The organism is Pseudomonas sp. PME37.24/025, from assembly GCF_055556615.1.
Genome location: NZ_JBVHNK010000011.1, coordinates 54,969 through 80,368, shown reverse-complemented (window position 1 = coordinate 80,368; position 25,400 = coordinate 54,969). Strand labels below are relative to the sequence as shown.

The following is a 25,400-nucleotide window of genomic DNA, read 5'->3' as shown; positions in this document are numbered from 1 at the left end:
GCGTGTATGGCGAGCGTGTGACCTAAATTGGTGCGTGTCCGGGAGGGTGTGATGAATCTGGAAAGTAAATGGCTCGAAGACTTCAGTGCTCTGGCCGCCACCCGTAGCTTCTCCCAAGCGGCTGAACGACGTTTCGTGACCCAGCCTGCATTCAGCCGGCGGATCCGCAGCCTCGAAGCCGCGCTGGGGCTGACACTGGTCAATCGCTCCCGCACACCCGTCGAGTTGACAGCGGCGGGTCAGCTGTTTCTCGTTACTGCGCGTACTGTGGTCGAGCAATTGGGTGAAGTGTTGCGCCATCTTCATCACCTGGAAGGCGGGCAGGGCGAGGTGATACAAATCGCTGCCGCTCACTCTCTGGCACTGGGTTTTTTCCCGCGCTGGATCGCACAATTGCGCAACGAAGGATTGAATATAGCCACGCGGCTGGTGGCCACCAACGTCGGCGATGCGGTGCATGCGCTGCGTGAAGGCGGATGTGATGTGATGCTGGCGTTCTATGACCCGGACTCGGCGATGCAAATGGACCCGGAGATTTTCCCGTCACTGCATCTGGGCGACACTGAAATGCTCCCGGTCTGCGCGGCCGATGCCGACGGCAAGCCGTTGTTCGACCTGGAAGGCGAAACCAGCGTGCCTTTGCTGGCCTATAGCGCCGGGGCATTTCTCGGGCGTTCTGTGAATTTGCTTTTACGTCAGCGAGCGCTGCGATTCACCACCATTTATGAAACCGCCATGGCCGACAGCCTGAAAAGCATGGCTCTGGAAGGCCTGGGCATCGCCTGGGTGCCGCAACTGAGCGTGCGCGCCGAGTTGGCGCGCGGTGAATTGGTAGTCTGCGGCGGCCCGCAATGGCATGTGCCGTTGGAGATCCGATTGTATCGCTGCGCGTTGGTGCGCAAGGCCAATGTGCGGTTGCTCTGGCGCAAACTTGAGGGTGGGGCGGCGGCTGGAGCATGAAGGGCGCCGCAGGTGCGGGCGCCCACACCTGCGACAGGGTCAGTACCGACTGTCGACATAGGCCTTTATGCGCTTTCTGTTTTCTTCACTGAACACAAAGCAATTCGACCTGAGTGGCAGCGCTGTGAACATAAAGGTCTCACACCACCAACCGTTATAATGCACTTCGCCTTCTTCGTGGACAGCATTGAATGTATGACCCAATTCATGCCCAATGATCTGCTTGTAATCAAGCGAAGCAATGGCGGCATATCCAGGTGAGGCGGCATAACCTCCTGTTCCTCCGAAGATTGGGCCGCCGCTGATAAAGTCATTGGTGATCAGGAGAACCCGGTCATTGCGGGAAGAGCTAAACTCATTGCTGTCATGTCGTTCTTTTTTATAATCCCATGCCAGTTTGCGCCAATCATCAAACATTTTTTTGTGGTCGTTGGACTTGTAGTTGAAGTTCGTATAGGGCGGCCGATCTTGATCGGGGATCACATGGATTTTTCGGCCGGTGATTTTTTCGAATTCAATAGTGAAAGGACGGATATGTTCAACAAGTGCGGAGGTTCGCTTCGAGGTCGGTACGTCATCGTGGAAGATGGCGTAGAGACGAATAGGGTTTACGGGGTCATCTTTAAGCCCATCTGGATTATTTAGTGCGTGAGCGCTGATGTTGATTGCCAATGTGATGGCAAGTATAAATATTTTTAATAAGAGGTGCATGGTTAGTTCTCGCGAATAGACATCATCGATAATAGTTTTGAACATGTATGTTCTTTTATCGTGCGGTGCTTATTGATAATTTAGTTAGCTGGTGCTGCGTAGATATGTATTATGTATATACAGGTTCTGTTTTTTTAGCTGTTCTGTTTTTGTTGCATGTTTTTTCTGGAATATTCAAATTGCGGTTTTTATTAGTTGGTTTTTATCAGCTCGTTGCTGTTGCCTGCCAGCTGAGAAGCAACCGAAAGCGCCTGACTTTTGAGTCAGTAAAATCACCGTTTTGCGGCGTATGACAGATGGTCGTCACAGGGGCTGTTTATCTGCTTCATTGAGGTATACTGCGCGGCCTTCGGCCGGTTCGCCCGGCCTTAAATTCGTACAATCAAGCCACGCCGGATTTCCCGCGTGGCTTGTTGTTTTTTGACGCGCCTGCGGGCGCCCAGAGAGAAGAGGCACGACGATGAGCGCACTGGTTGGCGTGATCATGGGCTCCAAGTCCGATTGGTCCACCCTTAGCCACACCGCCGATATGCTGGAAAAGCTCGGCATCCCTTACGAGGTGAAAGTGGTCTCTGCCCACCGCACCCCGGACCTGCTGTTCCAGTATGCCGAAGAGGCCGAGGCCCGTGGCATCGAGGTGATCATCGCCGGTGCCGGTGGCGCGGCCCATCTACCAGGCATGTGTGCGGCCAAGACCCACCTGCCAGTGCTGGGCGTGCCGGTGCAGTCGTCGATGCTCTCGGGCGTCGATTCACTGCTGTCTATTGTGCAGATGCCTGCAGGCATTCCGGTCGCCACCCTGGCCATCGGCAAGGCCGGCGCGATCAACGCAGCGCTGCTCTCGGCGAGCATCCTGGGCGCCAAGCATCCGCAATTTCATACCGTGTTGAAGAAATTCCGCGCTGAGCAGACAGACAGCGTCCTGGACAATCCAGACCCACGCATCGCCTGAGGTTGTTGACGATGAAAATCGGTGTAATCGGTGGCGGCCAGTTGGGTCGCATGTTGGCGCTGGCGGGCACTCCGCTGGGCATGAGTTTCGCTTTCCTCGATCCGGCGCCGGATGCTTGCGCAGCCGCGTTGGGCGAACACCTTCGGGCCGATTACGGCGATCAGGACCACCTGCGTCAGTTGGCCGATGAAGTCGATCTGGTGACCTTCGAGTTCGAAAGCGTCCCGGCCGAAACCGTGGCCTTCCTGTCGCAATTCGTCCCGGTGTACCCGAGCGCCGAAGCACTGCGCATCGCTCGCGATCGCTGGTTCGAAAAGAGCATGTTCAAGGACCTGGGGATTCCAACCCCGGCCTTCGCTGACATTCAATCGCAAGCCGACCTGGACGCCGCCGTGGCTTCGATCGGTCTGCCTGCCGTGCTGAAAACCCGCACCCTGGGTTACGACGGCAAGGGCCAGAAAGTCCTGCGCAAGCCTGAAGACGTGGTCGGCACTTTCGCCGAGCTGGGCAGCGTCGCCTGCCTGCTGGAAGGCTTCGTGCCATTCACTGGCGAAGTCTCGCTGATTGCTGTGCGTGCTCGCGATGGCGAAACCAAGTTCTATCCACTGGTTCACAACACCCACGACAGCGGCATTCTCAAGCTGTCCGTGGCCAGCACCGATCACCCGCTGCAAGCGTTGGCTGAAGATTACTCCAGCCGCGTACTCAAGCAGCTGGAGTACGTGGGCGTGATGGCGTTCGAGTTCTTCGAAGTCGACGGCGGCCTCAAGGCCAATGAAATCGCCCCGCGCGTGCACAACTCCGGGCACTGGACCACCGAAGGCGCCGAGTGCAGCCAGTTCGAAAACCACCTGCGGGCCGTCGCCGGTTTGCCGCTGGGTTCGACTGCCAAGGTCGGCGAGAGCGCGATGCTCAACTTCATCGGTGTCGTGCCGCCAGTAGAAAAAGTGATCGCGATCGACGACTGCCATTTGCATCACTACGGCAAGGCTTTCAAGGTCGGCCGCAAGGTCGGTCACGCCAATCTGCGCTGTGCAGACCGTGAGACGTTGGCTGCGCAGATCCTCAAGGTCGAAGCGCTCATCGCCGAATAGTTTCATGTGGCAGCGGCGGAACCTTCAGGGGCCGCCGTTCTCTGATGGCAGGATGCCAAAGTCTGTCTAGGCTTTGGGCATATCCAAATCATTCAGAGGGAAATGCCATGGGAATTATCGGAACCATCTTTATCGGCTTGATCGTCGGCCTGCTGGCTCGGTTTTTGAAACCGGGCGATGACAGCATGGGCTGGATCATGACCATCCTGCTCGGTATCGGCGGTTCGCTGGCGGCTACTTATGGCGGCCAGGCCCTGGGCATTTACCACGCCGGCGAAGGCGCAGGTTTCATCGGTGCGCTGGTGGGCGCGGTGGTATTGCTGGTGATTTACGGCCTGATCAAAAAGAACTGATTGAAGCGACAAAGCCCTCTCTGCGTCCTCGCTGGAGAGGGCTAGAATGCTCGGCGTTGCCATCGTCACATTGTCCTATCCTTTGCCGAGCACTTTCATGCGCCGTCTTCTGTTGACTCTTCTCTTCCTGGGCAGTGGTTTGGCCCATGCCGGCGAACTGCCGGAAACCGACTGGCTCGAACTGATGCCCAAGTCGGACCAGAAAGCCCTCGAGGCCATGCCCGAAATCGATCACAACTCCCCGGAAGCCAACGGCACCTTTACCCAAAAGGGTGGCATGAAGCAGAGCAAGGGCTTGCCGGCGGTGATGTACTCGACCAAAACCGTGTCGTCGATGAACGACAAACACATCCGCATCGGTGGTTATCCGGTACCGCTGGAATCCGACGCCAAGGGCCGCAGCACGTTGTTCTTTCTCGTGCCGTACCCGGGCGCTTGCATCCACGTGCCGCCACCTCCACCTAACCAGTTGGTGCTGGTGCGTTATCCAAAAGGCTTGAAGCTGAATGACATCTACACGCCGCTGTGGGTGACGGGCACGTTGAAGATCGAGACGGTCAACAACGATCTGGCGGACGCGGCTTATGCGCTGGATGCGGCGCAGGTGCGGGTGGTTAAAGAGTCGGATTTGTAATCGCGTATACCGCAAAAAAAGATCGCAGCCTTCGGCAGCTCCTACGCCGATCTATGTAGGAGCTGCCGAAGGCTGCGATCTTTTGATCTTAAAGCGGTTTGCTGGCGATGCTCACGCCCAGGGTATGACTCGCCCCCGGTGCCAGCGTCACCACATCGCCCATCACATTCGCCGTTTCAATGCATAGCATGCGCTGCCAGCCATCGTCGGCCATGTCGCTGAACGCTGCGGCGCGGTCGATCCAGGGGTTCCAGATCACCGCAGAGCGCGAACCGCTGCTGGTCAGTTTGATGCGTCGTTCCCAGTGCGGGTCAACGATGCTCAGCTTCGGCGGTGTATTGAGATAGATGCGGTCGGTCTCGCCGGTAAAACGCAGGTCACCGGTCTGGGTGACGGTTTTCCAGTCGTCCAGGGTTTCGATATAGCTCAAGCCATCCAGCCCTTCAACGTGCACATTGCGCACATCGCTGACCGCGAAATAGCTGTGCAATGCCTGGCTGATCGTGACGTGTTCGGCGCCCTTGTTTTCGCTCGTCAGGCTGATATGCAACTGCTCATCCAGACGAATGCTCAGTTTCAAGTCCACCTGATGCGGCCATCCTGGCAGACCGTCTTCGGGGTAGGGCAGGACGAATTCCACCTTCAGGCTTTCGCCCTCGGTTTCGATGCCACCCAGTTCCCAGTCCATCGCCCGCACCAGGCCATGGGCGGTCGGCGGTTCCTGGCTGACGCGCATGGCCTGGACACTCTGCGGGTTGCGCGACAGATTGCCGAACCATGGCCAGCACACCGGCACACCGGCGCGGATGCTTTTGCCGGCCTTGAACACCGCCTCGTCATTGAGCCAGATCAGCGGCTGTTCGCCAGCCAATTGATAACTGAGGATGTGCGCGCCTTGCTGGGCCACCAGCAATTCGGCCTGACCGTGGCGGATGCGCCAGCAGTTCAGTTCATCCAGTTTCACGGCTTCAACGTTGGGCGTGCTCATGGGGCAACTCTCGATCAGGAACAATGACTGCAATGGACCGCAAAACGGTCGCCGTGTTTAACGCACCGTTTTTACGAGCTCTGGTTTAACGAGCTCGAGGCGGAACCGAGCGAGTGCGGCCGCTGCCGTCGATGGCGACGAACACGAAGACTGCTTCGGTCACTTTACGCCATTCGCTGGACAGTGGATCGTCGCTCCAGACTTCGACCATCATCTGAATCGAGCTGCGGCCGATTTCCAGGGCCTGGGTATAAAAGGACAGTTGAGCACCCACCGCCACCGGCACCAGGAACGCCATGCGATCGATCGCCACGGTGGCTACGCGACCACCGGCAACCTTGCTGGCCATAGCGGTACCGGCCAAATCCATCTGCGCCACCAGCCAGCCGCCGAAAATATCGCCAAAGCCATTGGTTTCGCGCGGAAGCGCGGTGATTTGCAGGGCCAGGTCGCCTTGCGGGATTGGATCTTCTTGTTCGAGCTCTATCATGCCGGGGGTGCCTCTGACCCGTGACTCTTCATTTGTACTTCAGGTTGAATAGCCGTCTTACGGCTCCGCGCGCAAAGTGCCTGCGCTCGGTCATGCTGCGTTAAAAACAGGCTCGGACGCTCATTTACAGCAGTAAAGTCGGGTGCGACCCCAGCCGGTCCTCGCCTGTTTTTGCCTTGCCTGACCTTCGCTCGGCGACTTTGCGCACTGGAGCCTTGGAAAAACGATTCAGCCCCGAACATACTACGTTCGTCACGTTTTTCGTAAGGCGCCTAAAGGGAAACTCTGCGAAATCGGCTGACAGGTGCCAACGACGGTTTCGCACAGCAACCCCTTACAAGCCGTTGCAATGTTACGAGTATATCGATCGGTAGACTCCGAGACGACCGTCCGGTTCTCATTTTGACCGTCAAATACGCGCCTCTATGTGCTTTTTCGAACAATTTGCTATCGTGCCGAACCTGCCCAAGCCTCTGCCAGCGTTGTTGAGGTTGCAGATCCGACTATAAGAGAAGCCCTTGCCATGACCACAGCGCCCTCGAGCATCGCGCAGCCCACCCAACCCGCACGTCCGCTGACCCGCAACGACTATAAGACGTTATCGCTGTCTGCCCTGGGCGGCGCGCTGGAGTTTTACGACTTCATCATCTTTGTGTTCTTTGCCACGGTGGTCGGCAAACTGTTCTTCCCCGCTGACATGCCCGAGTGGCTGCGGCTGATGCAGACGTTCGGCATCTTCGCCGCCGGCTACCTGGCGCGGCCGCTGGGCGGCATCGTCATGGCGCACTTCGGTGATCTGCTGGGACGCAAGAAGATGTTCACCTTGAGCATTTTCATGATGGCAGTGCCGACCCTGATCATGGGCTTGCTGCCGACTTATGCGCAGATAGGGATGTGGGCGCCGATCCTGTTGCTGCTGATGCGGGTGATCCAGGGTGCGGCGATTGGCGGTGAAGTGCCAGGAGCCTGGGTATTCGTTTCCGAACACGTGCCGCAGCGGCACATCGGTTATGCCTGCGGCACGCTGACCAGCGGTCTGACTGCCGGTATCCTTTTGGGCTCGCTGGTCGCCACTGCGATCAACAGTGTTTACACGCCGGTGGAAGTGTCGGATTACGCTTGGCGAATCCCGTTCCTGCTGGGCGGCGTGTTCGGTCTGTTCTCGGTCTATCTGCGCCGCTGGCTCCACGAAACACCGGTGTTCGCCGAGCTGCAATTGCGCAAGGCCCTGGCCGAGGAAGTGCCGTTGCGTGCCGTGTTACGTGACCATCGCGGTGCGATTCTGATTTCCATGCTGCTGACCTGGCTGCTGTCCGCCGGCATCATCGTGATCATTCTCATGACGCCGACCGTGCTGCAGACCGTCTACCACTTCGCGCCGACTACCGCATTGCAGGCCAACAGCCTGGCCATCGTGTTCCTGAGCCTGGGCTGTGTGGCCTCTGGTGCTCTGGCTGACCGCTTCGGCGCTGGCCGGGTGTTCGTGTTCGGTAGCGCCGCGCTGCTGATCAGTTCGTGGACGTTCTATCACAGCCTGTTCAACCATCCCGAGTGGCTGTTCCCGATGTATGCCCTGACCGGTCTGCTGGTCGGGACCATCGGTGCGGTGCCGTATGTGATGGTCAAAGCTTTCCCGGCAGTGGTGCGGTTCAGCGGGTTGTCGTTTTCCTACAACCTGGCTTACGCGATTTTCGGTGGCCTGACGCCGATGGTGGTGACGTTGCTGCTGAAGGAAAGCCCGATGGGGCCTGCCTATTATGTGGCGATCATTTGTGGTGTCGGGATTCTGGTGGGTGCGTACCTCTGGAAGAAGGGACGTTAAGGCGACGTCTTTCAGCGAGTGCATTGGCCCCATCGCGGGCAAGCCCGCTCCCACAGGAGTCTGCGGAGAACACAGAACCTGTGGGAGCGGGCTTGCCCGCGATGAAGTCGACGCGAACCATTTTGTAAAACCCAAATGCTGGCCTTTCATCCAATTGTCATATTTCAGCCATAGAGTGTTCACACGGCCTGCTGATACTTGGCCCCGACTTAACACACCTATCTGCTAGGAGTAAGGCATGAAACTGAAGCGTTTGATGGCGGCAATGACTTTTGTCGCTGCTGGCGTTGCGACTGCCAACGCGTTCGCCGCTGTTGACCCGTCGATCCCGAGCTACACCAAGACCACTGGTGTGTCGGGCAACCTGTCCAGCGTCGGCTCCGATACCCTGGCCAACCTCATGACCCTGTGGGCTGAGAACTACAAAAAAGAATACCCGAACGTAAACATCCAGATTCAGGCCGCTGGCTCCGCCACTGCGCCACCTGCGCTGACTGAAGGCACCTCTAACCTGGGCCCGATGAGCCGCAAGATGAAGGACACCGAACTGGCTGCCTTCGAGCAGAAGTACGGCTACAAGCCAACCGCTATCCCGGTTGCCGTAGACGCCCTGGCTGTCTTCGTACACAAAGACAACCCGATCCAGCACCTGACCATGGAACAAGTCGACGCGATCTTCTCCTCGACGCGTCTGTGCGGCGCCAAAGCTGACGTGAAAACCTGGGGCGACCTGGGTGTGACCGGCGACCTGGCCAACAAGCCAGTGCAACTGTTCGGTCGTAACTCGGTATCCGGCACTTATGGCTACTTCAAAGAAGAAGCCCTGTGCAAAGGCGACTACAAGCCAAACGTGAACGAACAACCAGGCTCGGCTTCGGTCGTGCAGTCGATCAGCTCCTCGCTGAACGGTGTTGGTTACTCGGGCATCGGCTACAAGACCGCCAGCGTGAAAACCGTGGCCCTGGCCAAGAAAGGCACCACTGAGTTCATCGAAGACACCGAAGAGAACGCCCTGAATGGCAAGTATCCTCTGTCGCGTTTCCTCTACGTATACGTCAACAAGGCCCCGAACAAGCCTCTGGCCCCGCTGGAAGCCGAGTTCGTGAAACTGATTCTGTCCAAACAGGGTCAGGAAGTGGTTGTGAAAGACGGCTACATCCCGCTGCCAGCCAAGGTTGCTGCAAAAGCACTGGCTGACCTGGGTCTGCAAGAAGGCAACAACGTAGTAAAAAAGTAAAACCCTAGGTCCGGGCTAAACCCGGACCTGTGTAGGAGCTGCCTCGGTTCCCTCGACAGCTCCTACACCCCCCCAAATTTCCGATCCACTGCCAGTTCCCACCGGCGGCGGATTTGTTGCGTCACTGCATTGTCATCTTTCTGTCATACAGGATCGCTAGGGTGTGCGAATGAATGATCTGGCCAACTCCACCATGACTACAAATCCCCCCAAGCGAATTGACTTCAATACGCCTGAGCTGCAACGCAAGCGCCGCATTCGTGCGCTGAAAGATCGCCTGACCCGCTGGTACGTCCTCGTCGGCGGCCTCGCCGTTCTTGGCGCAATCACCCTGATCTTTTTCTTCCTCGGTTACGTCGTCGCGCCGCTGTTCCAGGGGGCCGACCTGACCGCCAAAGACGCCATCACGCCCGCCTGGATGCAAGACGCCGGCAAGCCGCTGATGATCTCCCTCGAAGAGCAGAACCAGGTCGCCATGCGGGTTTCCGACAAGGGCCAGGCCTTGTTCTTTGATATCGACACTGGCGCTGAACTGCGCCGCGTCGACCTGCCGATTCCGGCCGGCACCAGCGTGACCTCCATTGGTGAAGATCAGCCCGGCCATCCATTGGTGGCGGTGGGCCTGTCCAACGGCCAGGCGCTGGTGTTCCGTCACACGTATAAAGTCAGCTACCCGGAAGGCAAGAAAACCATCTCGCCGGCCATCGAGTACCCGTATGGCGAAACGCCGGTCGCGCTGAACGAGGCGGGCGGTGCTCTGGAGCACGTCAGCCTCAACGCTACCGATTCGACACTGATGCTGGCCGGCTCCACCGGTGCGCAGCTGCATGTCATGTCGCTGACCAGCGAAGAAAACATGATGACCGGCGAAGTCACCAACGAGCAGAAGCGCATCGAACTGCCGCAAATGACCGAGCCGGTGAAGAACATTTTCGTCGACCCGCGTCAGCAGTGGCTATACGTGGTCAACGGTCGCGCTCAGGCCGATGTTTTCAGCCTGCGCGACAAGAGCCTCAACGGGCGCTACAAGTTGCTTGAAGACGGTAATGCCGAAGTGACCGCCAGCACCCAATTGCTGGGCGGCATCTCGCTGATCATCGGCAACTCCAAGGGTGGCCTCGCCCAGTGGTTCATGGCCCGCGACCCGGATGGCGAGCTGCGTCTGAAGCAGATTCGTACCTTCCAGATGGGCACTGCGCCGATCGTTGAAATCACCGCCGAAGAACGTCGCAAAGGCTTCGTTGCCCTCGACGCGTCTGGCAAGCTCGGCGTGTTCCATAGCACCGCTCACCGCACTTTGTTGGTAGACCAGGTGGTCGACGGCCAAGGCCTGTTCGGTCTGTCGCCACGGGCCAACCGCGTGATTGTGGAGCAGGGTGGCAAGCTGCAACCGTTGCTGCTCGACAACCCGCACCCGGAAGTTTCATGGAGCGCGTTGTGGAGCAAGGTCTGGTACGAGAACTACGACGAGCCTAAATACGTCTGGCAATCGACCGCGGCCAACACCGACTTCGAACCCAAGCTGAGCCTCTCGCCGCTGACCTTCGGTACCCTGAAAGCTGCGTTCTACGCGATGCTGCTGGCCGCGCCACTGGCCGTCGCCGCTGCGATCTACACCGCGTACTTCATGGCTCCGGGCATGCGTCGCAAGGTCAAGCCGGTGATCGAGCTGATGGAAGCGATGCCGACGGTGATCCTCGGCTTCTTCGCCGGCCTGTTCCTCGCACCTTATGTGGAAGGGCATTTGCCCGGCATCTTCAGCCTGCTGATGCTCCTGCCGATCGGCATTCTGGTGGCGGGTTTCACCTTCAGCCGCTTGCCTGAATCGATCCGCCTGAAAGTGCCGGAAGGCTGGGAAAGCGCGATCCTGATCCCGGTGATTCTGTTTGTGGGCTGGTTGTCGCTGTACATGAGTCCGTACATGGAAACCTGGTTCTTCGGCGGCGACATGCGCATGTGGATCTCCCACGACTTAGGGATTACCTACGACCAGCGCAACGCTCTGGTAGTCGGTCTGGCCATGGGCTTCGCGGTGATTCCGAACATCTATTCCATCGCCGAAGACGCCGTGTTCAGCGTGCCTCGCGGCCTGACCCTGGGCTCCCTGGCCCTCGGCGCCACGCCGTGGCAGACCATGACCCGCGTGGTGATCCTCACCGCCAGCCCGGGCATTTTCTCCGCGCTGATGATCGGCATGGGCCGTGCGGTCGGTGAAACCATGATCGTGCTGATGGCCACCGGTAACACCCCGGTCATGGAAATGAACCTGTTCGAAGGCCTGCGCACCCTGGCGGCCAACGTCGCGGTGGAAATGCCCGAATCGGAAGTCGGCGGCAGCCACTACCGCGTGCTGTTCCTCTCGGCGCTGGTGCTGCTGTTGTTCACCTTCATCATGAACACCCTCGCGGAACTGATTCGTCAGCGTCTGCGCAAGAAATACTCGTCGCTTTAACAAAGGTAGAAGTCTGTGAAACAGAACTCCCTGAATGGATGGTTCAAGAGCGGCGCCCCCGGCGTCTGGATCAGCGGCGGCGCGGTGTCCATTGCGGTCATCATGACCATTGGCCTGCTGGCGGTGATTGCCGTGCGCGGTCTGGGTCACTTCTGGCCGGCGGACCTGATCCACGCCAGTTACGACGTGCCGGGACAAGCCAATCACCTCGTCATCGGCGAAGTGGTGCAGAAGGAAGAAGTGCCACGCGAGCGCCTGAAAAGCGCTGGCCTGCCGGTGCCCGATCAGGGCCCGGAGTTCATGACCCGCGAGCTGATCAAGGTCGGCAACCGTGATCTGAACGGCACCGACTTCACGTGGATTGTCGGCGAATGGCTGACCAACCAGAAAACCCCACCTGAGCTGATGACCATTGAGCGTCGCGAGTGGGGCAACTTTTACGGTTATCTGGTCAACGTCAAACAGGATGGCAAGGTTATCGCTGAAGGCGAGGCCGCATGGCCTGAGTTGCAGGCGCGTGTCGATCGCGTCAACCAGCTCGCCGCACAGCTCAAGAGCCTGGAAAAAACCGACATCGGCGCGATCAACGCAGGGCTCGAACGAGTGCGTCTGCACGGTCGCAAACTGGAACTGGCCGGCCATCTCGACGCTGCCGCTCAAGCGGACCTGGAGTCCGAGCGCGCCGAGTTGAATGCCCGTTATCAGGAAATCGAAGCGCGCCTGAATGATCTGCACGCGCAGTTCAACCGCGACAGCCTGACTGCTCGCGACGCGAACGGCAAAGAAGTCGAAATCGGCATCGGTAAAGTGGTTCACGCCTACCAGCCGAACGCCATGGGCACCTTCACCAAGATCGGCTTCTACTTCAGCAAGGTCTGGGAATTCCTCAGTGATGACCCGCGTGAAGCGAACACCGAAGGCGGGATCTTTCCGGCGATTTTCGGCACCGTGATGATGACTCTGATCATGGCGATGATCGTAACGCCGTTCGGTGTATTGGCGGCGGTGTACCTGCGTGAATACGCACGTCAGGGGCCGATGACTCGCCTGATTCGCATCGCGGTGAACAACCTGGCGGGTGTTCCGGCCATCGTTTACGGCGTGTTTGGTCTGGGCTTCTTCGTCTACGTGCTCGGCGGTTCGGTCGACCGGTTGTTCTTCCCTGAAGCACTGCCGGCGCCGACCTTTGGCACACCGGGCCTGCTTTGGGCCTCGCTGACCCTGGCGCTGCTGGCGGTGCCGGTGGTGATCGTGGCCACCGAAGAAGGCCTGGCGCGGATTCCTCGTACAGTGCGTGAAGGCTCGTTGGCTCTCGGCGCGACCAAGGCCGAAACCTTGTGGAAGATTGTGCTGCCAATGGCCAGCCCGGCAATGATGACCGGCATGATCCTCGCCGTGGCCCGTGCCGCCGGTGAAGTGGCGCCGCTGATGCTGGTGGGGGTGGTGAAACTGGCGCCGTCGCTGCCGCTGGATGGCAACTACCCGTACTTGCACCTGGACCAGAAGATCATGCACTTGGGTTTCCACATTTATGACGTCGGTTTCCAGAGCCCGAACGTCGAAGCCGCGCGGCCGCTGGTGTACGCCACCGCATTGCTGCTGGTGCTGGTGATTGCCACGCTCAACTTGTCGGCCGTTTATATCCGTAACCATCTGCGCGAAAAATACAAAGCACTGGATAGCTAAGTTAATTGGTCGCCGCTGTCCCTGTGGGAGCTGGCTTACCTGCGATACAGACGACACGGTCTATCAGTAACACCGTAGTGATGCCATCGCAGGCAAGCCAGCTCCCACAGGGACCGGCGTCAGACAGAGATTTTGAGTAAGCCGCTGGCCCGAACACCAAGCCAGCGGTTCAACGAACCGAATTTGTTAGCACAGGGAGCCTCCCATGCAGCACGAAGCACACACTCACGGCATCAACATGTCGGCCTTGGGCCGCGACAAACAGAGCCTGAGCCTCGAGCAGGAAACCGTGGCCATCGAAGTGCCGGGCCTGAGCCTGTTCTACGGCGACAAACAAGCGCTGTTCGACGTCAGCATGAACATCCCGAAACAGCGTGTGACCGCCTTCATCGGCCCGTCCGGCTGCGGCAAGTCCACGCTGCTGCGCACCTTCAACCGCATGAACGACCTGGTGGACGGCTGCCGCGTCGACGGCGCGATCAACCTCTACGGTCACAACATCTACCGCAAGGGCGAGGACGTGGCCGAGCTGCGTCGTCGCGTCGGGATGGTGTTCCAGAAGCCCAACCCGTTCCCGAAAACCATTTACGAAAACGTGGTTTACGGTTTGCGCATCCAGGGCATCAACAAGAAACGCATTCTTGACGAAGCCGTCGAGTGGGCGTTGAAAGGCGCGGCGTTGTGGGATGAGGTCAAAGACCGTCTGCACGAGTCGGCACTCGGCCTGTCCGGTGGTCAGCAACAACGTCTGGTGATTGCCCGCACCATCGCCGTGGAGCCGGAAGTGCTGCTGCTCGACGAACCGTGCTCGGCACTCGACCCGATCTCCACGCTGAAAGTCGAAGAGCTGATCTACGAACTGAAATCCAAGTTCACCATTGTTATCGTGACCCACAACATGCAGCAGGCCGCGCGGGTTTCCGACTACACGGCGTTCATGTACATGGGCAAACTGGTGGAATTCGGCGACACCGATACTCTGTTCACCAATCCGGCGAAGAAGCAGACCGAAGACTACATCACTGGTCGTTACGGCTAGGAAGCTGTTATTGCTCACTGAACTGACGCTGCGGCCCACCGCACCTTACCGGACGCTCCAAGGACGCCAACATGATTAGTAAAGAAGGCCTTACCCATCACATCTCCCAGCAGTTCAACGCTGAGCTCGAGGAAGTGCGCAGCCACCTCCTGGCCATGGGCGGGCTGGTCGAGAAGCAGGTCAACGATGCGGTCACCGCGCTGATCGAGGCCGACTCCGGCCTGGCCCAGCAAGTGCGCGAGATCGACGACCAGATCAACCAGATGGAACGCAACATCGACGAAGAATGCCTGCGCATTCTGGCCCGTCGTCAGCCGGCGGCGTCGGACTTGCGGTTGATCATCAGCATCTCCAAATCGGTGATCGATCTGGAGCGCATTGGCGACGAAGCCACCAAGATCGCCCGTCGTGCCATCCAGTTATGCGAAGAAGGCGAAGCGCCGCGCGGTTACGTCGAGGTTCGCCACATCGGCGACCAGGTGCGCAACATGGTTCGCGATGCCCTGGACGCATTTGCCCGCTTCGACGCCGATCTGGCGTTGTCGGTGGCGCAATACGACAAGATCATCGACCGCGAATACAAGACCGCACTGCGTGAACTCGCCACCTACATGATGGAAGACCCACGCTCTATCTCGCGGGTCTTGAGCATTATCTGGGTGCTGCGCTCGCTGGAGCGGATCGGCGACCACGCGCGCAACATCTCGGAACTGGTGATTTACCTGGTGCGTGGCACTGACGTGCGTCACCTGGGCCTCAAGCGCATGAAAGAAGAAGTTGAAGGCACAAGTGCCGAAACCGCTAATGTTCCGGGCAAAGCTGACGATAAGTAAGATTGCCCAAGAAAAGCGCCCGGCCCTTTGGCCGGGCGTTTTTGTTTGCGTGGCTTTCGAATTGAAAAGCCGAATTGAAAAACCGAATAGAAAAGCAGCACCCGCGAACGAAAAGTCCCGGCGTGACTGAAGAGTTTTGGCAAAGTGCCATCAGCCAGCGTTATGCTTGCCGGGATTTTTAAAGGGGTGTTGGATGAGCAAGATCAGTGTGTTGGTAGTGGACGATGCGTCGTTCATTCGTGACTTGGTGAAGAAGTGCCTGCGCAACTACTTCCCGGGGATCCGGACCGAAGATGCAGTCAACGGCAAAAAGGCCCAGGCCATGCTGGCCAAAGAAGCGTTCGACCTGGTTCTGTGCGACTGGGAAATGCCGGAAATGTCCGGTCTGGAGCTGCTGACCTGGTGCCGCGAGCAGGAAAACCTCAAGACCATGCCGTTCGTGATGGTCACCAGCCGTGGCGACAAAGAGAACGTCGTCCAGGCGATTCAGGCCGGGGTTTCCGGCTACGTCAGCAAGCCGTTCACCAACGAGCAACTGCTGACCAAGGTCAAGCAGGCGCTGAACAAGGTCGGCAAGCTCGACACCTTGATGAACAGCGCGCCGACCAAAATGAACTCGGCGTTCGGCAATGATTCCCTCAGCGCGTTGACCGGCGGCAAGGCTGCCGTGGCTACCCCATCGGCAGCCATCGTCAATCCGTTCGCCAAACCTGCCGCCGCCACGCCAGCCCCGGCTGCCGCGCCGTCCCGCGGCCTACTCAATAGCCCGCCAGTCAAGGCACCTGCCGCCTCCGCCGCATCGGCTGGCGGTCGTGGCCAAGGCCAACTGCGCCTGCCCAGCGGCACTCAGCAATGCGTGATCAAGGCCTTGAGCATCAAGGAAGCGCTGCTGGTGGTGAAACGCACCGACACCCTGCCGCAAGTCCTCGACAGCGCCGTGCTCGACCTGGAGCAGGGCGACAATGCTGAAATCGCCCGCCTCAACGGCTACCTGCACGCCATCGTCGCCCACGAGCCGAAGCCCGACAGCGAGTGGCTGCAACTGACCTTCCGCTTTGTTGACCAGGATGCGCAGAAGCTCGACTACATCTCCCGCCTGATCGCCCGTGGCACCGCGCAGAAGCATTTCGTACCGGGCGCGTAGCCCGGCGTCGCCTGATCCAAAGTCATCGCGAGCAGGCTCGCTCCCACATTTGAAATGCGTTCCAATGTGGGAGCGAGCCTGCTCGCGATGGGGCCATCGAATACACCGCACATCTCCTGAACCGCCCATCTTGAAACATCTGTCGACTACGCTGGTCCATTTCAGCTGCTAGGCTCCTTTCCAGGCCTTACTCGACAGAATCTTGCCCATGCTCGCGCGCCTGCTGTTTTTCTGTGGTCTGTTCATGGCCTCCACCTCGGCTGTGGCCATGACGATTTACCGGTCCACCGACGCCAGTGGCGTGGTCTCTTACAGCGACCGCCCCACCAAAGGCGCGACGGTGTTCGTTTTTCGGGACCGAATGGTCGAGCGTCTTGAGCGGCAGGTGTACCTCGATATCAAGAAACAGAGGGGCATGGACAGTGTATTCGTGCGCAACGACCTGTATGCGCCGGTCGAGATCGAGCTGAGTTTTGCCGGGCTGAATAACGTCAGCGGTGCGCCAAGCCGACCGATCCGTCGGGTTTTGCCGGCGCGCAGTAACATTCGTCTGGCGCTGCTCAAGGCGACGAAGGCCGGAAGACCGCTGGCGTATACCCCAAGGTTCGAATATTCCCTGGGCGACCCCGCAGGGGCCGCCATGGCCTATCGATATCCGTTGCCCTGGCGTGGCGGGCCGTTTCGGCTGAGTCAGGGCGCCAATGGCCAATACAGCCACTACGGGCCGAAGAACCGTTATGCGATGGACATCGCGATGCCTGAAGGCACGCCGATAATCGCGGCGCGCGGCGGGATGGTAGTGAAAACCGAGAATGGCCAGACCGGGCGCGGCAACGATCCGTCGGGCAATTTCGTGCGGGTATTGCACGATGACGGGACCATGGGCGTGTACCTGCACCTCAAGAAAGGTTCGGTCAGCGTACGGGAAGGTCAGCGAGTGGTGGTGGGCAGTGCGCTGGCGCTGTCAGGCAATACCGGCAACAGCAGCGGCCCGCACCTGCACTTCGTGGTGCAGCGCAATACCGGGTTGGGGCTGGTGTCGATTCCATACCAGTTCAATCAGCCGGTAGGCGCGTTGCCCAACTTTGCGTTGGGCAAGCAGTGAAGACGATGGAGATTTAATGTGGCGAGGGAGCTTGCTCCCGTTGGGCTGCGAAGCGGCCCTCGCCCCGGCAATCCACACTGCATTCACCGGTTAGCGACTGCTGCGCAGCCGAGCGGGAGCAAGCTCCCTCGCCACAAACAGCCCTTCACTCTGCGAATGCGATGCTCAATCCAGCATCAACACCTTGGCCAAAATAATCTTCGGCCCTTTCATCTTCTTGATGATGATCCGCAAGCCTTCGACTTCCAGCACTTCTTCCTCTTCCGGCACCCGTTTCAGGGTTTCGTAGACCAGCCCGGCGAGGGTTTCGGCTTCGATGTGGTCCAGATCGATGCCCAATAGGCGTTCAACCTTGAACAGCGGCGTATCGCCGCGCACCAGCAACTTGCCCGGTTGATACGCGAGGATCCCGCGTTCGGCCTTGCGGTGTTCGTCCTGAATGTCGCCGACCAGCACTTCCAGCACGTCTTCCATGGTCAGGTAGCCGATGATGTTGCCGTCGGCTTCCTCGACCACAGCGAAATGCGAACCGCCCTTGCGGAACTGCTCCAGCAACTGCGACAGCGGCATATGGCGAGATACGCGCTCCAGCGGGCGGGTCAGTTCGGCGAGGTTGAACGACTCGGGAATGTGATCCAGTGCGGCCAATTCAAGCAGCAAATCCTTGATGTGCAACAGGCCGACGAACTCCTGGCGCTCGCTGTCGTACACCGGGTAGCGGCTGAACTTGTGGCGACGGAACATCGCCAGAATTTCCTTGAGCGGCGCGTTGAATTCCAGCGTCACCAGGTCTTCCCGGGAGTTGGCCCAGTCGACGACTTCCAGCTCGCCCATTTCCACTGCCGAGGCCAAAACGCGCATGCCTTGGTCGCTCGGGTCCTGGCCGCGGCTGGAGTGCAAGATCAGTTTCAGTTCTTCACGGCTGTAATGGTGCTCGTGATGCGGGCCGGGTTCACCCTGGCCGGCGATCCGCAGGATCTGGTTGGCGCTGGCGTTGAGCAGGTAAATGGCCGGGTACATGGCCCAGTAGAACACGTACAGCGGCACGGCCGTCCACAGCGACAGCAACTCGGGTTTGCGGATGGCCCAGGATTTGGGGGCCAACTCACCGACCACGATGTGCAGGTACGAAATGATAAAGAACGCCGTGAAGAACGACACGCCTTTGACCACTTCGGCGGACTCTACGCCAACGGCGCTCAGCACCGGTTCGAGAATGTGTGCGAATGCCGGCTCGCCGACCCAGCCCAGGCCCAGGGAGGCGAGGGTGATACCCAATTGGCAAGCCGAGAGGTAAGCATCGAGCTGGCTGTGCACGGTGCGCAGGATATGCCCGCGCCAGCCGTGTTGTTCAGCGATGGCTTCGACCCGGGTCGAGCGCAATTTGACCATGGCAAATTCCGCCGCAACAAAAAAGCCGTTGAGCACAACCAGGATCAGAGCAAAAAGAATCATGCCGAAATCGGCGAAGAGTGTCGCGAGGGTCAAGCCAGGGGAAGGGTCCATGATGGAGTTTTGCGGGTTCCGTGTATTCGAAAGGAAAGAAAAAAGTGCGCCTGAAGGGCAGGCACAAGTCAGCCAATGTAGCGGCTGACCGGACAATTGCCTAGTGGCGAGTGCTGACTGGTATCAGTCGGTGGCGCTGATGATGCGGGATTTGGTGACCTGGGCTGGCGAAAAATGGCAGGTAAACGTGCTGCCGTGGCCCGGCACACTGCTGATTTCCATACGTGCCCGGTGGCGCAGCAACACATGTTTGACGATGGCCAGCCCCAGCCCGGTGCCGCCGGTGTTGGAGTTGCGGCTGGAATCGACGCGGTAGAAGCGTTCAGTCAGGCGCGGCAAGTGTTTGCTGTCGATGCCGATCCCCGAATCCTGCACGCTCAGGTGTGCGCCTTGATCGTCACCCCACCAGCGAATGCGGATATTGCCTTCGGCCGGGGTGTATTTCACGGCATTGAACACCAGGTTGGAGAACGCGCTACGCAATTCGGCTTCGCTACCCTTGAGCAGAATCGTCGGATCGGCTTCCAGGCTGATGTGCTGATTGCGTTGACCGGACAGTTGCTGAGCGTCGCCCTTGATCGATTGCAGCAGATTGTCAATGGACACCGGTTGATTGTCCGACGGGTAATCGGTGGCTTCCAGTTTGGCCAGCAGCAGCAAGTCGTTAAGCAAGGTCTGCATGCGCCCGCCTTGCTGCTGCATCTGCTGCAGGGCACGGGTCCAGCGCGGGTTCACTTCCTCGACGTTGTCGAGCAGGGTCTCCAGGTAGCCGCAGATCACCGTCAGCGGCGTGCGCAGTTCGTGGGACACATTGGCGATGAAGTCTTTGCGCATCTGTTCCAGCTGATGGATGCGCGTCACGTCGCGCACCAGCATCAGGTGTTCGTTGTTGCCGTAGCGAGTGATGTACAGCTGAATGCGCAGGCGATCATTAATCGGTGAGGGGATTTCCAGCGGCTCGGCGTAGCTGTCCTGCTCGAAGTATTCCTTGAAGCGCGGATGGCGGACGAGGTTGGTTACCGGTTGGCCGCTGTCTTGCGGGGTCTTGAGGCCGAGCAGGGTTTCGGCGGCGCGGTTCCACCATTCGAGGTTGCCGTCGCTGTCGAGCATGATCACTGCGTCTTTCAGCGCAGCGGTGGATTCCTGGACCCGGTCGATCACCGCTTGCAGGCGCCCGCGCACCCGTTGGTCGCGGCGTTGCAAGTGGTAGATGCTGTCGAACACTTCACCCCACAGACCGTAGCCGTCGGGCGGTGCTTCATCGGGTTGGTGCTGGCGCAGCCATTCATGCAAACGCAGCAGCTGCTTGAGGGTCCACGCCAGGTAAAGGCCCAGGCCCACGGCGAGGCTCCAGCCGTAGTAGCCGGAAATCAGGCCGATCACCAGGCAGGCGGTGACCAGCAGCAGCATGTGGCGAATCAGGGTGCCATGCCAGTTTTGGTTCACGGAAAAATGCGTCCTTGTCAGCGAGTCTGGCAGTCTGCTCAGGCCTTGGTGGAAAACCGGTAGCCAGTGCCGCGCACGGTTTGTACCAGATTTTCGTAGGCATCGCCGAGGGCTTTGCGCAGGCGACGGATGTGCACATCGACGGTGCGCTCTTCGACATAGACATTGCCGCCCCAGACCTGATCCAGCAACTGGCCACGGGTGTAGGCACGTTCCTGGTGGGTCATGAAAAATTGCAGCAAACGGTATTCGGTCGGGCCCATCTCGGCAGGTTTGCCGTCGATGGTCACGCGGTGGCTGATCGGGTCCAGCAGCAGGCCGCCGACTTCGATCGGCGCTTCGCCATCGGTCGGGCCGGCGCGGCGCAGCACGGCTTTCAGGCGCGCCACCAGCTCGCGGGGGGAAAACGGTTTGGTGATGTAGTCGTCAGCGCCGACTTCCAGGCCCTGGATCTTGTTGTCCTCTTCGCCCTTGGCGGTGAGCATGATAATCGGGATATCCCCGGTCAGCTCATCGCGCTTGAGGCGTCGGGCCAGTTCGATGCCGGAGGTGCCGGGCAGCATCCAGTCGAGCAAAATCAGGTCCGGTTTGCGGTCGACGATAATGGCATGGGCCTGCTGCGAGTTCTCCGCCTCCAGGCAGTCATAGCCGGCCATTTCCAACGCAACGGCGATCATTTCGCGAATGGGCGCTTCGTCGTCGACGATCAGAATGCTCCTGCCAACCATGCGTTAATCCTCTTGTCATTTAACTGTCTTGCGCCGCATTAGATAACGGAATTATTGCAGTCGTGTGACAGTATTTTAGCCGCCCTGCGATTGTCGCGATCCTGAACTAAGCTCTAAGTCCGAATCCTGACAACCACAAGAGGAAGGTTTCCATGAATCACATTGCTCAATCCTGGAAGGCCCTGCTGGTCACGGCTGCGCTAACGCTGCCGTCCCTGGCCTTCGCCGCCGAGCCGGCGATGATGAAAGACGGGATGATGGTCGATCATAAGGGTATGACCGTTTACACGTTCGACAAGGACACTGGCGGTAAGTCGATGTGTAATGCCGATTGCGCCAAGATGTGGCCACCGATGATGGCTCCGGCGGGTGCCAAGGCCGAAGGTGAATGGACGATCATCAAGCGTGATGACGGCATGATGCAGTGGGCTTATGACGGCAAGCCAATGTACACCTACAAAATGGACATGAAGCCTGGCGATAAGAACGGCGAAGGTTACAAAGATATGTGGCACATGCCGAAGCACTGACCCGTGTAATCCGCTCCTCGGACCTGGTCACGGGGAGCGGATCTGCCCTCATTGCCTTCAGCGCAACGCGTAATCCAGCACAATCCCGACAAAAATCGCCAACCCCGCCCAATGGTTATGCAAAAACGCCTGGAAGCAGCGCATCCGGTCCTTGCTGCGGGTGTACCAGAACTCCCACGCAAAACAGCCCGCCGCCGCCAGCAGCCCGAGGTGGAACCAGCCACCGAGCTGGAATTTCGAGCCCGCCAGCAGCAGGCAACCCAACGCCAATCCCTGCAGGGTCAGAATGATCGCCCTGTCGGCATCGCCAAACAGAATTGCAGTGGATTTCACGCCGATCTTCAAGTCGTCATCGCGGTCGGTCATGGCGTAATAGGTGTCGTAGCCCACGGTCCACAACAGGTTGGCGATCCACAGCAACCAGGCCACCGCCGGCAGTTCACCGGTTTCGGCGGTGAACGCCATCGGCATGCCCCAAGAGAACGCCGCGCCCAGCACCACTTGCGGGTAATAGGTGTAGCGTTTCATGAACGGGTAAGTGAAGGCCAAGGCCAAACCGCCCAGCGACAGCCAGACCGTCGCTGCGTTGGTGCACAACACCAGCAGGAAACTCACGCCCATCAGCATCGCGAAGAACACCAGCGCTTCTTTCGAACTGATCTTGCCGCTCACCAGTGGTCGCTGTTCGGTGCGTTTCACGTGGCCATCGACCTTGCGGTCCGCCCAATCGTTGATCACACACCCGCCGGCACGGGTCAGTACCACGCCGAGCACGAAAATCACGATATTGGCCAATGAAGGCGAACCTTCACCGGCAATCCAGAGCGCCCACAACGTTGGCCATAGAAGCAAATAAATGCCGATCGGCTTGTCCATGCGGGTCAGCTGAATGAAATCCCAGGCCCGAGGATTCAAGCGGTTCAGGGACTTGAGCAGGCTCTGGTACATCAGCAATTCTCCGGATGGGCGCGGGTGGCGTTCCACAAGGTCGGCAGGAAAATCTCGGCCACCAGCACGCTCAAGGCGCCGCGGTCGAAACGCGAGCGCCGGCCCCACAGTTCAGGCGCCCGAGCATCCACCGGCAGCCATGCCTGAGGATAGTGACAAACTTCGATGGCCCGGCGCTGAAACGCCTGATCGCAAAACAGCAATTCGCCCAGAGAACGGCTGCCCAGCTCGTCCATATGCAATCCGTCGCCCTGCAACGCGCTACGCGCCGCTACGCTGCGGGCAAACACCCAGGCTTCACCGTGGCCGCGCAAATACACCTCGCGCACCCAGCCTTCACTGCCTTCGGCCAGCTCCAGCGCAGCACATTCGTCGGCGCGTAGCGATTGCCAGCCTTCGAACAGCGGCGTGACGCTGAAACCATCATTCGACAGGCGGATCAGGCGCCGGGTCAGCGATCCTTCGTCGAACAACCAGTCGAGCGTAGAGGCGTCGGGGAGGGGCATCAGTTGGCTTCGAGGGAGCCAGGCCGGTGTCGCGGAAGGGGATTTTGAGTGCGGCACAGTGAGTCATTATTGGCAGCAAATGAGGCGGCGAGCTTACCATGTCAGGCGGCGATTTTGATTGACCGGCCTGACGTTGCGCCGAACAGGCTTGCATCTGCCGGGTCCGATCAGTACAAAACGCCCCTGAGCCGGACGGCAACGCTTCACCGATCGACCGTTCGCGCCGGCAAAAGCCTGAATCCTGAGGAAGTACCTGAATGAAAAAGTGGCAATGTGTGGTCTGCGGCCTGATCTATAACGAAGCCGAGGGTTGGCCGGACGACGGTATTGCAGCGGGCACACAGTGGCAGGACGTGCCGGAAGATTGGCTGTGCCCGGACTGCGGCGTGGGCAAAATGGATTTCGAAATGATCGAAATCAACTAAGAATCCAAGGAGTAAGGGAATGAACGCACCTGTCGTGATCGTCGGCACTGGGCTGGCTGGCTACAACCTGGCCCGGGAGTTTCGCAAACTCGATGGCGAAACTCCGCTGCTGCTGATTACCGCAGATGACGGACGCTCCTACTCCAAGCCGATGCTCTCCACCGGCTTCGGCAAGAATAAAGACGCCGATGGCCTGAGCATGGCCGAACCGGGCGCCATGGCCGAGCAATTGAAGGCCGAAGTGCGCACCCACACGCGCATCAGCGGTATCGATCCGGGCCATAAACGCCTGTGGATTGGTGAGGAAGCGGTGATCTACCGCGACCTGATCCTGGCCTGGGGCGCGGAAACCGTGCGGGTGCCGATCGAAGGCGACGCGGCGGATGCCGTTTTCCCGATCAATGATCTTGAAGACTACGCACGCTTTCGTGCGGCTGCGGTCGGCAAGCGTCGAGTGTTGCTGCTGGGCGCCGGTTTGATCGGCTGCGAATTCGCCAACGATCTCATCCTCGGTGGTTACGAGGTGCAACTGGTTGCACCGTGCGAACAGGTCATGCCGACCTTGCTGCACCCGGCAGCGGCCGCTGCGGTCCAGGCCGGCCTGGAAAGCCTGGGCGCGCGCTTCCATCTCGGGCCAGTGCTCAATCGCCTGCAAAGAGTGGCTGATGGCCTGGAAGCGCATCTGTCCGATGGCCAGGTCATCCCTTGCGATGTGGTGGTGTCGGCCATCGGTCTGCGTCCGCGCATCGACCTGGCGGCCGCTGCCGGGCTGCAGGTCAACCGTGGTGTGGTGGTCGACCGTCATCTGAAAACTTCTCACGCCAACATCTATGCCTTGGGCGACTGCGCCGAGGTCGACGGGCTGAATCTGCTGTACGTCATGCCCCTCATGAGCTGTGCGAGAGCGCTGGCCCAGACCCTTGCCGGAAACCCGACGGCGGTGAGCTATGGCCCGATGCCCATCACCGTTAAAACCCCGGTCTGCCCATTGGTGGTTTCACCGCCACCACGGGGCATGGAGGGCGTCTGGACGGTCGAAGGGCAGGGCGCGGACATCAAGGTGTTGTGCCGCGACAGCGCCGGCAAATTGCTGGGCTATGCCCTGACAGGCGCGGCGGTGATGGAAAAACTCGCCCTGAACAAAGAGCTTCCAGCCTTGCTGGCGTAAATACCGGTCGTTCTGTCGGAATCACCCCGCTTTTGCTCCCACAAAGGTCGCGGGGAGACTGGCGCCGCTCTAAAGCGCGTGCCATTCTCACTCCCGTCTGCCGCAGAGTAGAGCACCTGCGGCGCCTTAGGCGCTGTTCCAACGAGAACAGCACGGACATAACAACAAAAAACCGTCAAAGGGGCTTCACTAATGCGTAAACCAGAACTCGCCGCTGCAATTGCGGAAAAAGCAGACCTCACCAAAGAACAGGCCAACCGCGTTCTCAACGCCGTTCTCGAAGAAATCACCGGCGCTCTGCACCGCAAAGACAGCGTCACGCTGGTGGGCTTCGGGACCTTCCTGCAACGCCATCGTGGTGCACGTACGGGCAAAAACCCGCAGACCGGTGAGCCAGTCAAAATCAAGGCCAGCAACACTGTTGCTTTCAAGCCGGGCAAGTCGTTGAAAGACAGCGTTAATCCATAGTTGCGGCGAATTCCCTGAAGAAGGGGGAGAACCGTATCGAAAAATGGGCATGCCGATTGAATCGGGTGCTCATTTTTTTGCCTTTATTACTTGCGCACATCGGCTCGGGTCAAATCCAGAGCGTTGTTGAGCTGCACTATTTTGCTGCCCAGTATCCGTTTAGACAGATCTCCCC

At 59.2% G+C, this 25,400-nt stretch carries 25 protein-coding genes; 17 read left to right on the top strand and 8 right to left on the bottom strand.

Features of this window, described 5'->3' with window-relative positions; all coding sequences use genetic code 11:
• Positions 1-51: 51 nt before the first annotated feature.
• Positions 52-960, top strand: a complete 909-nt coding sequence (locus ACZ3HH_RS20300; RefSeq protein WP_465807077.1) for a LysR substrate-binding domain-containing protein — start codon at positions 52-54, stop codon at positions 958-960.
• 39 nt (positions 961-999) lie between these two features.
• Here ACZ3HH_RS20300 and ACZ3HH_RS20295 read toward each other — a convergent pair whose 3' ends face one another.
• Positions 1,000-1,716, bottom strand: coding sequence for a hypothetical protein (locus ACZ3HH_RS20295; protein WP_465807075.1), 717 nt, complete (start codon positions 1,714-1,716; stop codon positions 1,000-1,002).
• Between the two features lie 415 nt (positions 1,717-2,131).
• On the opposite strand from ACZ3HH_RS20295, the gene purE reads away from it, so the two are divergent.
• From purE to ACZ3HH_RS20275, 4 genes are all read left to right on the top strand, one after another.
• Positions 2,132-2,623 (top strand): 5-(carboxyamino)imidazole ribonucleotide mutase, encoded by a 492-nt coding sequence (purE, locus tag ACZ3HH_RS20290; protein WP_003196369.1) that lies wholly within the window; start codon positions 2,132-2,134, stop codon positions 2,621-2,623.
• Between the two features lie 11 nt (positions 2,624-2,634).
• A complete protein-coding gene (locus ACZ3HH_RS20285; protein WP_465807072.1) occupies positions 2,635-3,717 on the top strand; it encodes a 5-(carboxyamino)imidazole ribonucleotide synthase in 1,083 nt (360 codons plus the stop codon).
• A gap of 107 nt (positions 3,718-3,824) precedes the next feature.
• Complete coding sequence (locus ACZ3HH_RS20280) at positions 3,825-4,070, top strand: GlsB/YeaQ/YmgE family stress response membrane protein (RefSeq protein ID WP_027926291.1); 246 nt, start codon at positions 3,825-3,827, stop codon at positions 4,068-4,070.
• Positions 4,071-4,167: 97 nt separating this feature from the next.
• On the top strand, positions 4,168-4,704 hold the full coding sequence (locus tag ACZ3HH_RS20275) for a DUF3299 domain-containing protein (RefSeq protein ID WP_465807070.1): 537 nt from the start codon (positions 4,168-4,170) through the stop codon (positions 4,702-4,704).
• Between the two features lie 88 nt (positions 4,705-4,792).
• Here ACZ3HH_RS20275 and ACZ3HH_RS20270 read toward each other — a convergent pair whose 3' ends face one another.
• Positions 4,793-5,692, bottom strand: a complete 900-nt coding sequence (locus ACZ3HH_RS20270; RefSeq protein WP_465807068.1) for a D-hexose-6-phosphate mutarotase — start codon at positions 5,690-5,692, stop codon at positions 4,793-4,795.
• A gap of 85 nt (positions 5,693-5,777) precedes the next feature.
• Positions 5,778-6,182, bottom strand: a complete 405-nt coding sequence (locus ACZ3HH_RS20265) for an acyl-CoA thioesterase (protein ID WP_007896491.1) — start codon at positions 6,180-6,182, stop codon at positions 5,778-5,780.
• Positions 6,183-6,705: 523 nt separating this feature from the next.
• Here ACZ3HH_RS20265 and ACZ3HH_RS20260 point away from each other — a divergent pair.
• From ACZ3HH_RS20260 to ACZ3HH_RS20225, 8 genes are all read left to right on the top strand, one after another.
• Complete coding sequence (locus ACZ3HH_RS20260; protein WP_465807065.1) at positions 6,706-8,004, top strand: MFS transporter; 1,299 nt, start codon at positions 6,706-6,708, stop codon at positions 8,002-8,004.
• A gap of 238 nt (positions 8,005-8,242) precedes the next feature.
• Complete coding sequence (locus tag ACZ3HH_RS20255) at positions 8,243-9,241, top strand: phosphate ABC transporter substrate-binding protein PstS (RefSeq protein ID WP_465807063.1); 999 nt, start codon at positions 8,243-8,245, stop codon at positions 9,239-9,241.
• Positions 9,242-9,659: 418 nt separating this feature from the next.
• Positions 9,660-11,693, top strand: a complete 2,034-nt coding sequence (locus ACZ3HH_RS20250) for an ABC transporter permease subunit (protein ID WP_465807427.1) — start codon at positions 9,660-9,662, stop codon at positions 11,691-11,693.
• Positions 11,694-11,708: 15 nt separating this feature from the next.
• Positions 11,709-13,379 (top strand): phosphate ABC transporter permease PstA, encoded by a 1,671-nt coding sequence (gene pstA / locus ACZ3HH_RS20245; RefSeq protein WP_460143925.1) that lies wholly within the window; start codon positions 11,709-11,711, stop codon positions 13,377-13,379.
• 205 nt (positions 13,380-13,584) lie between these two features.
• Complete coding sequence (gene pstB, locus ACZ3HH_RS20240) at positions 13,585-14,418, top strand: phosphate ABC transporter ATP-binding protein PstB (RefSeq protein WP_367373625.1); 834 nt, start codon at positions 13,585-13,587, stop codon at positions 14,416-14,418.
• A gap of 71 nt (positions 14,419-14,489) precedes the next feature.
• The gene (gene phoU, locus ACZ3HH_RS20235; protein ID WP_008073516.1) at positions 14,490-15,251 is read left to right on the top strand and encodes a phosphate signaling complex protein PhoU; all 762 of its coding nucleotides are present in this window, start codon (positions 14,490-14,492) and stop codon (positions 15,249-15,251) included.
• A gap of 193 nt (positions 15,252-15,444) precedes the next feature.
• Positions 15,445-16,395, top strand: coding sequence for a response regulator (locus tag ACZ3HH_RS20230; protein ID WP_465807059.1), 951 nt, complete (start codon positions 15,445-15,447; stop codon positions 16,393-16,395).
• 208 nt (positions 16,396-16,603) lie between these two features.
• Positions 16,604-17,500: a peptidoglycan DD-metalloendopeptidase family protein gene (locus tag ACZ3HH_RS20225; protein ID WP_465807057.1), complete on the top strand. Its 897-nt coding sequence runs from the start codon at positions 16,604-16,606 to the stop codon at positions 17,498-17,500.
• Between the two features lie 165 nt (positions 17,501-17,665).
• Here ACZ3HH_RS20225 and ACZ3HH_RS20220 read toward each other — a convergent pair whose 3' ends face one another.
• From ACZ3HH_RS20220 to phoB, 3 genes are all read right to left on the bottom strand, one after another.
• Complete coding sequence (locus ACZ3HH_RS20220) at positions 17,666-19,006, bottom strand: hemolysin family protein (RefSeq protein WP_465807055.1); 1,341 nt, start codon at positions 19,004-19,006, stop codon at positions 17,666-17,668.
• A 123-nt stretch (positions 19,007-19,129) separates the two neighbouring features.
• Entirely contained in the window at positions 19,130-20,416 is a 1,287-nt protein-coding gene (gene phoR, locus ACZ3HH_RS20215) for a phosphate regulon sensor histidine kinase PhoR (RefSeq protein ID WP_465807425.1), read from the bottom strand.
• Between the two features lie 74 nt (positions 20,417-20,490).
• Positions 20,491-21,180 (bottom strand): phosphate regulon transcriptional regulator PhoB, encoded by a 690-nt coding sequence (gene phoB / locus ACZ3HH_RS20210; protein ID WP_007896474.1) that lies wholly within the window; start codon positions 21,178-21,180, stop codon positions 20,491-20,493.
• A 152-nt stretch (positions 21,181-21,332) separates the two neighbouring features.
• Here phoB and ACZ3HH_RS20205 point away from each other — a divergent pair, with 152 nt between their 5' ends.
• Positions 21,333-21,710, top strand: a complete 378-nt coding sequence (locus ACZ3HH_RS20205) for a COG4315 family predicted lipoprotein (RefSeq protein WP_465807052.1) — start codon at positions 21,333-21,335, stop codon at positions 21,708-21,710.
• A gap of 57 nt (positions 21,711-21,767) precedes the next feature.
• Here the strand turns inward: ACZ3HH_RS20205 and ubiA are convergent, their stop codons facing one another.
• Positions 21,768-22,658 (bottom strand): 4-hydroxybenzoate octaprenyltransferase, encoded by an 891-nt coding sequence (gene ubiA, locus ACZ3HH_RS20200; RefSeq protein ID WP_465807050.1) that lies wholly within the window; start codon positions 22,656-22,658, stop codon positions 21,768-21,770.
• A complete protein-coding gene (locus ACZ3HH_RS20195; RefSeq protein ID WP_465807048.1) occupies positions 22,658-23,221 on the bottom strand; it encodes a chorismate--pyruvate lyase family protein in 564 nt (187 codons plus the stop codon). The genes ubiA and ACZ3HH_RS20195 overlap by 1 nt, the downstream gene beginning before the upstream one ends.
• A gap of 200 nt (positions 23,222-23,421) precedes the next feature.
• Between ACZ3HH_RS20195 and ACZ3HH_RS20190 the strand changes: the two genes are divergently transcribed.
• From ACZ3HH_RS20190 to ACZ3HH_RS20180, 3 genes are all read left to right on the top strand, one after another.
• Positions 23,422-23,589, top strand: coding sequence for a rubredoxin (locus ACZ3HH_RS20190; RefSeq protein WP_465807046.1), 168 nt, complete (start codon positions 23,422-23,424; stop codon positions 23,587-23,589).
• 19 nt (positions 23,590-23,608) lie between these two features.
• Positions 23,609-24,757 (top strand): NAD(P)/FAD-dependent oxidoreductase, encoded by a 1,149-nt coding sequence (locus ACZ3HH_RS20185; RefSeq protein ID WP_465807044.1) that lies wholly within the window; start codon positions 23,609-23,611, stop codon positions 24,755-24,757.
• Positions 24,758-24,949: 192 nt separating this feature from the next.
• Complete coding sequence (locus ACZ3HH_RS20180) at positions 24,950-25,225, top strand: HU family DNA-binding protein (protein WP_003213368.1); 276 nt, start codon at positions 24,950-24,952, stop codon at positions 25,223-25,225.
• The last annotated feature ends 175 nt before the right edge of the window (positions 25,226-25,400 follow it).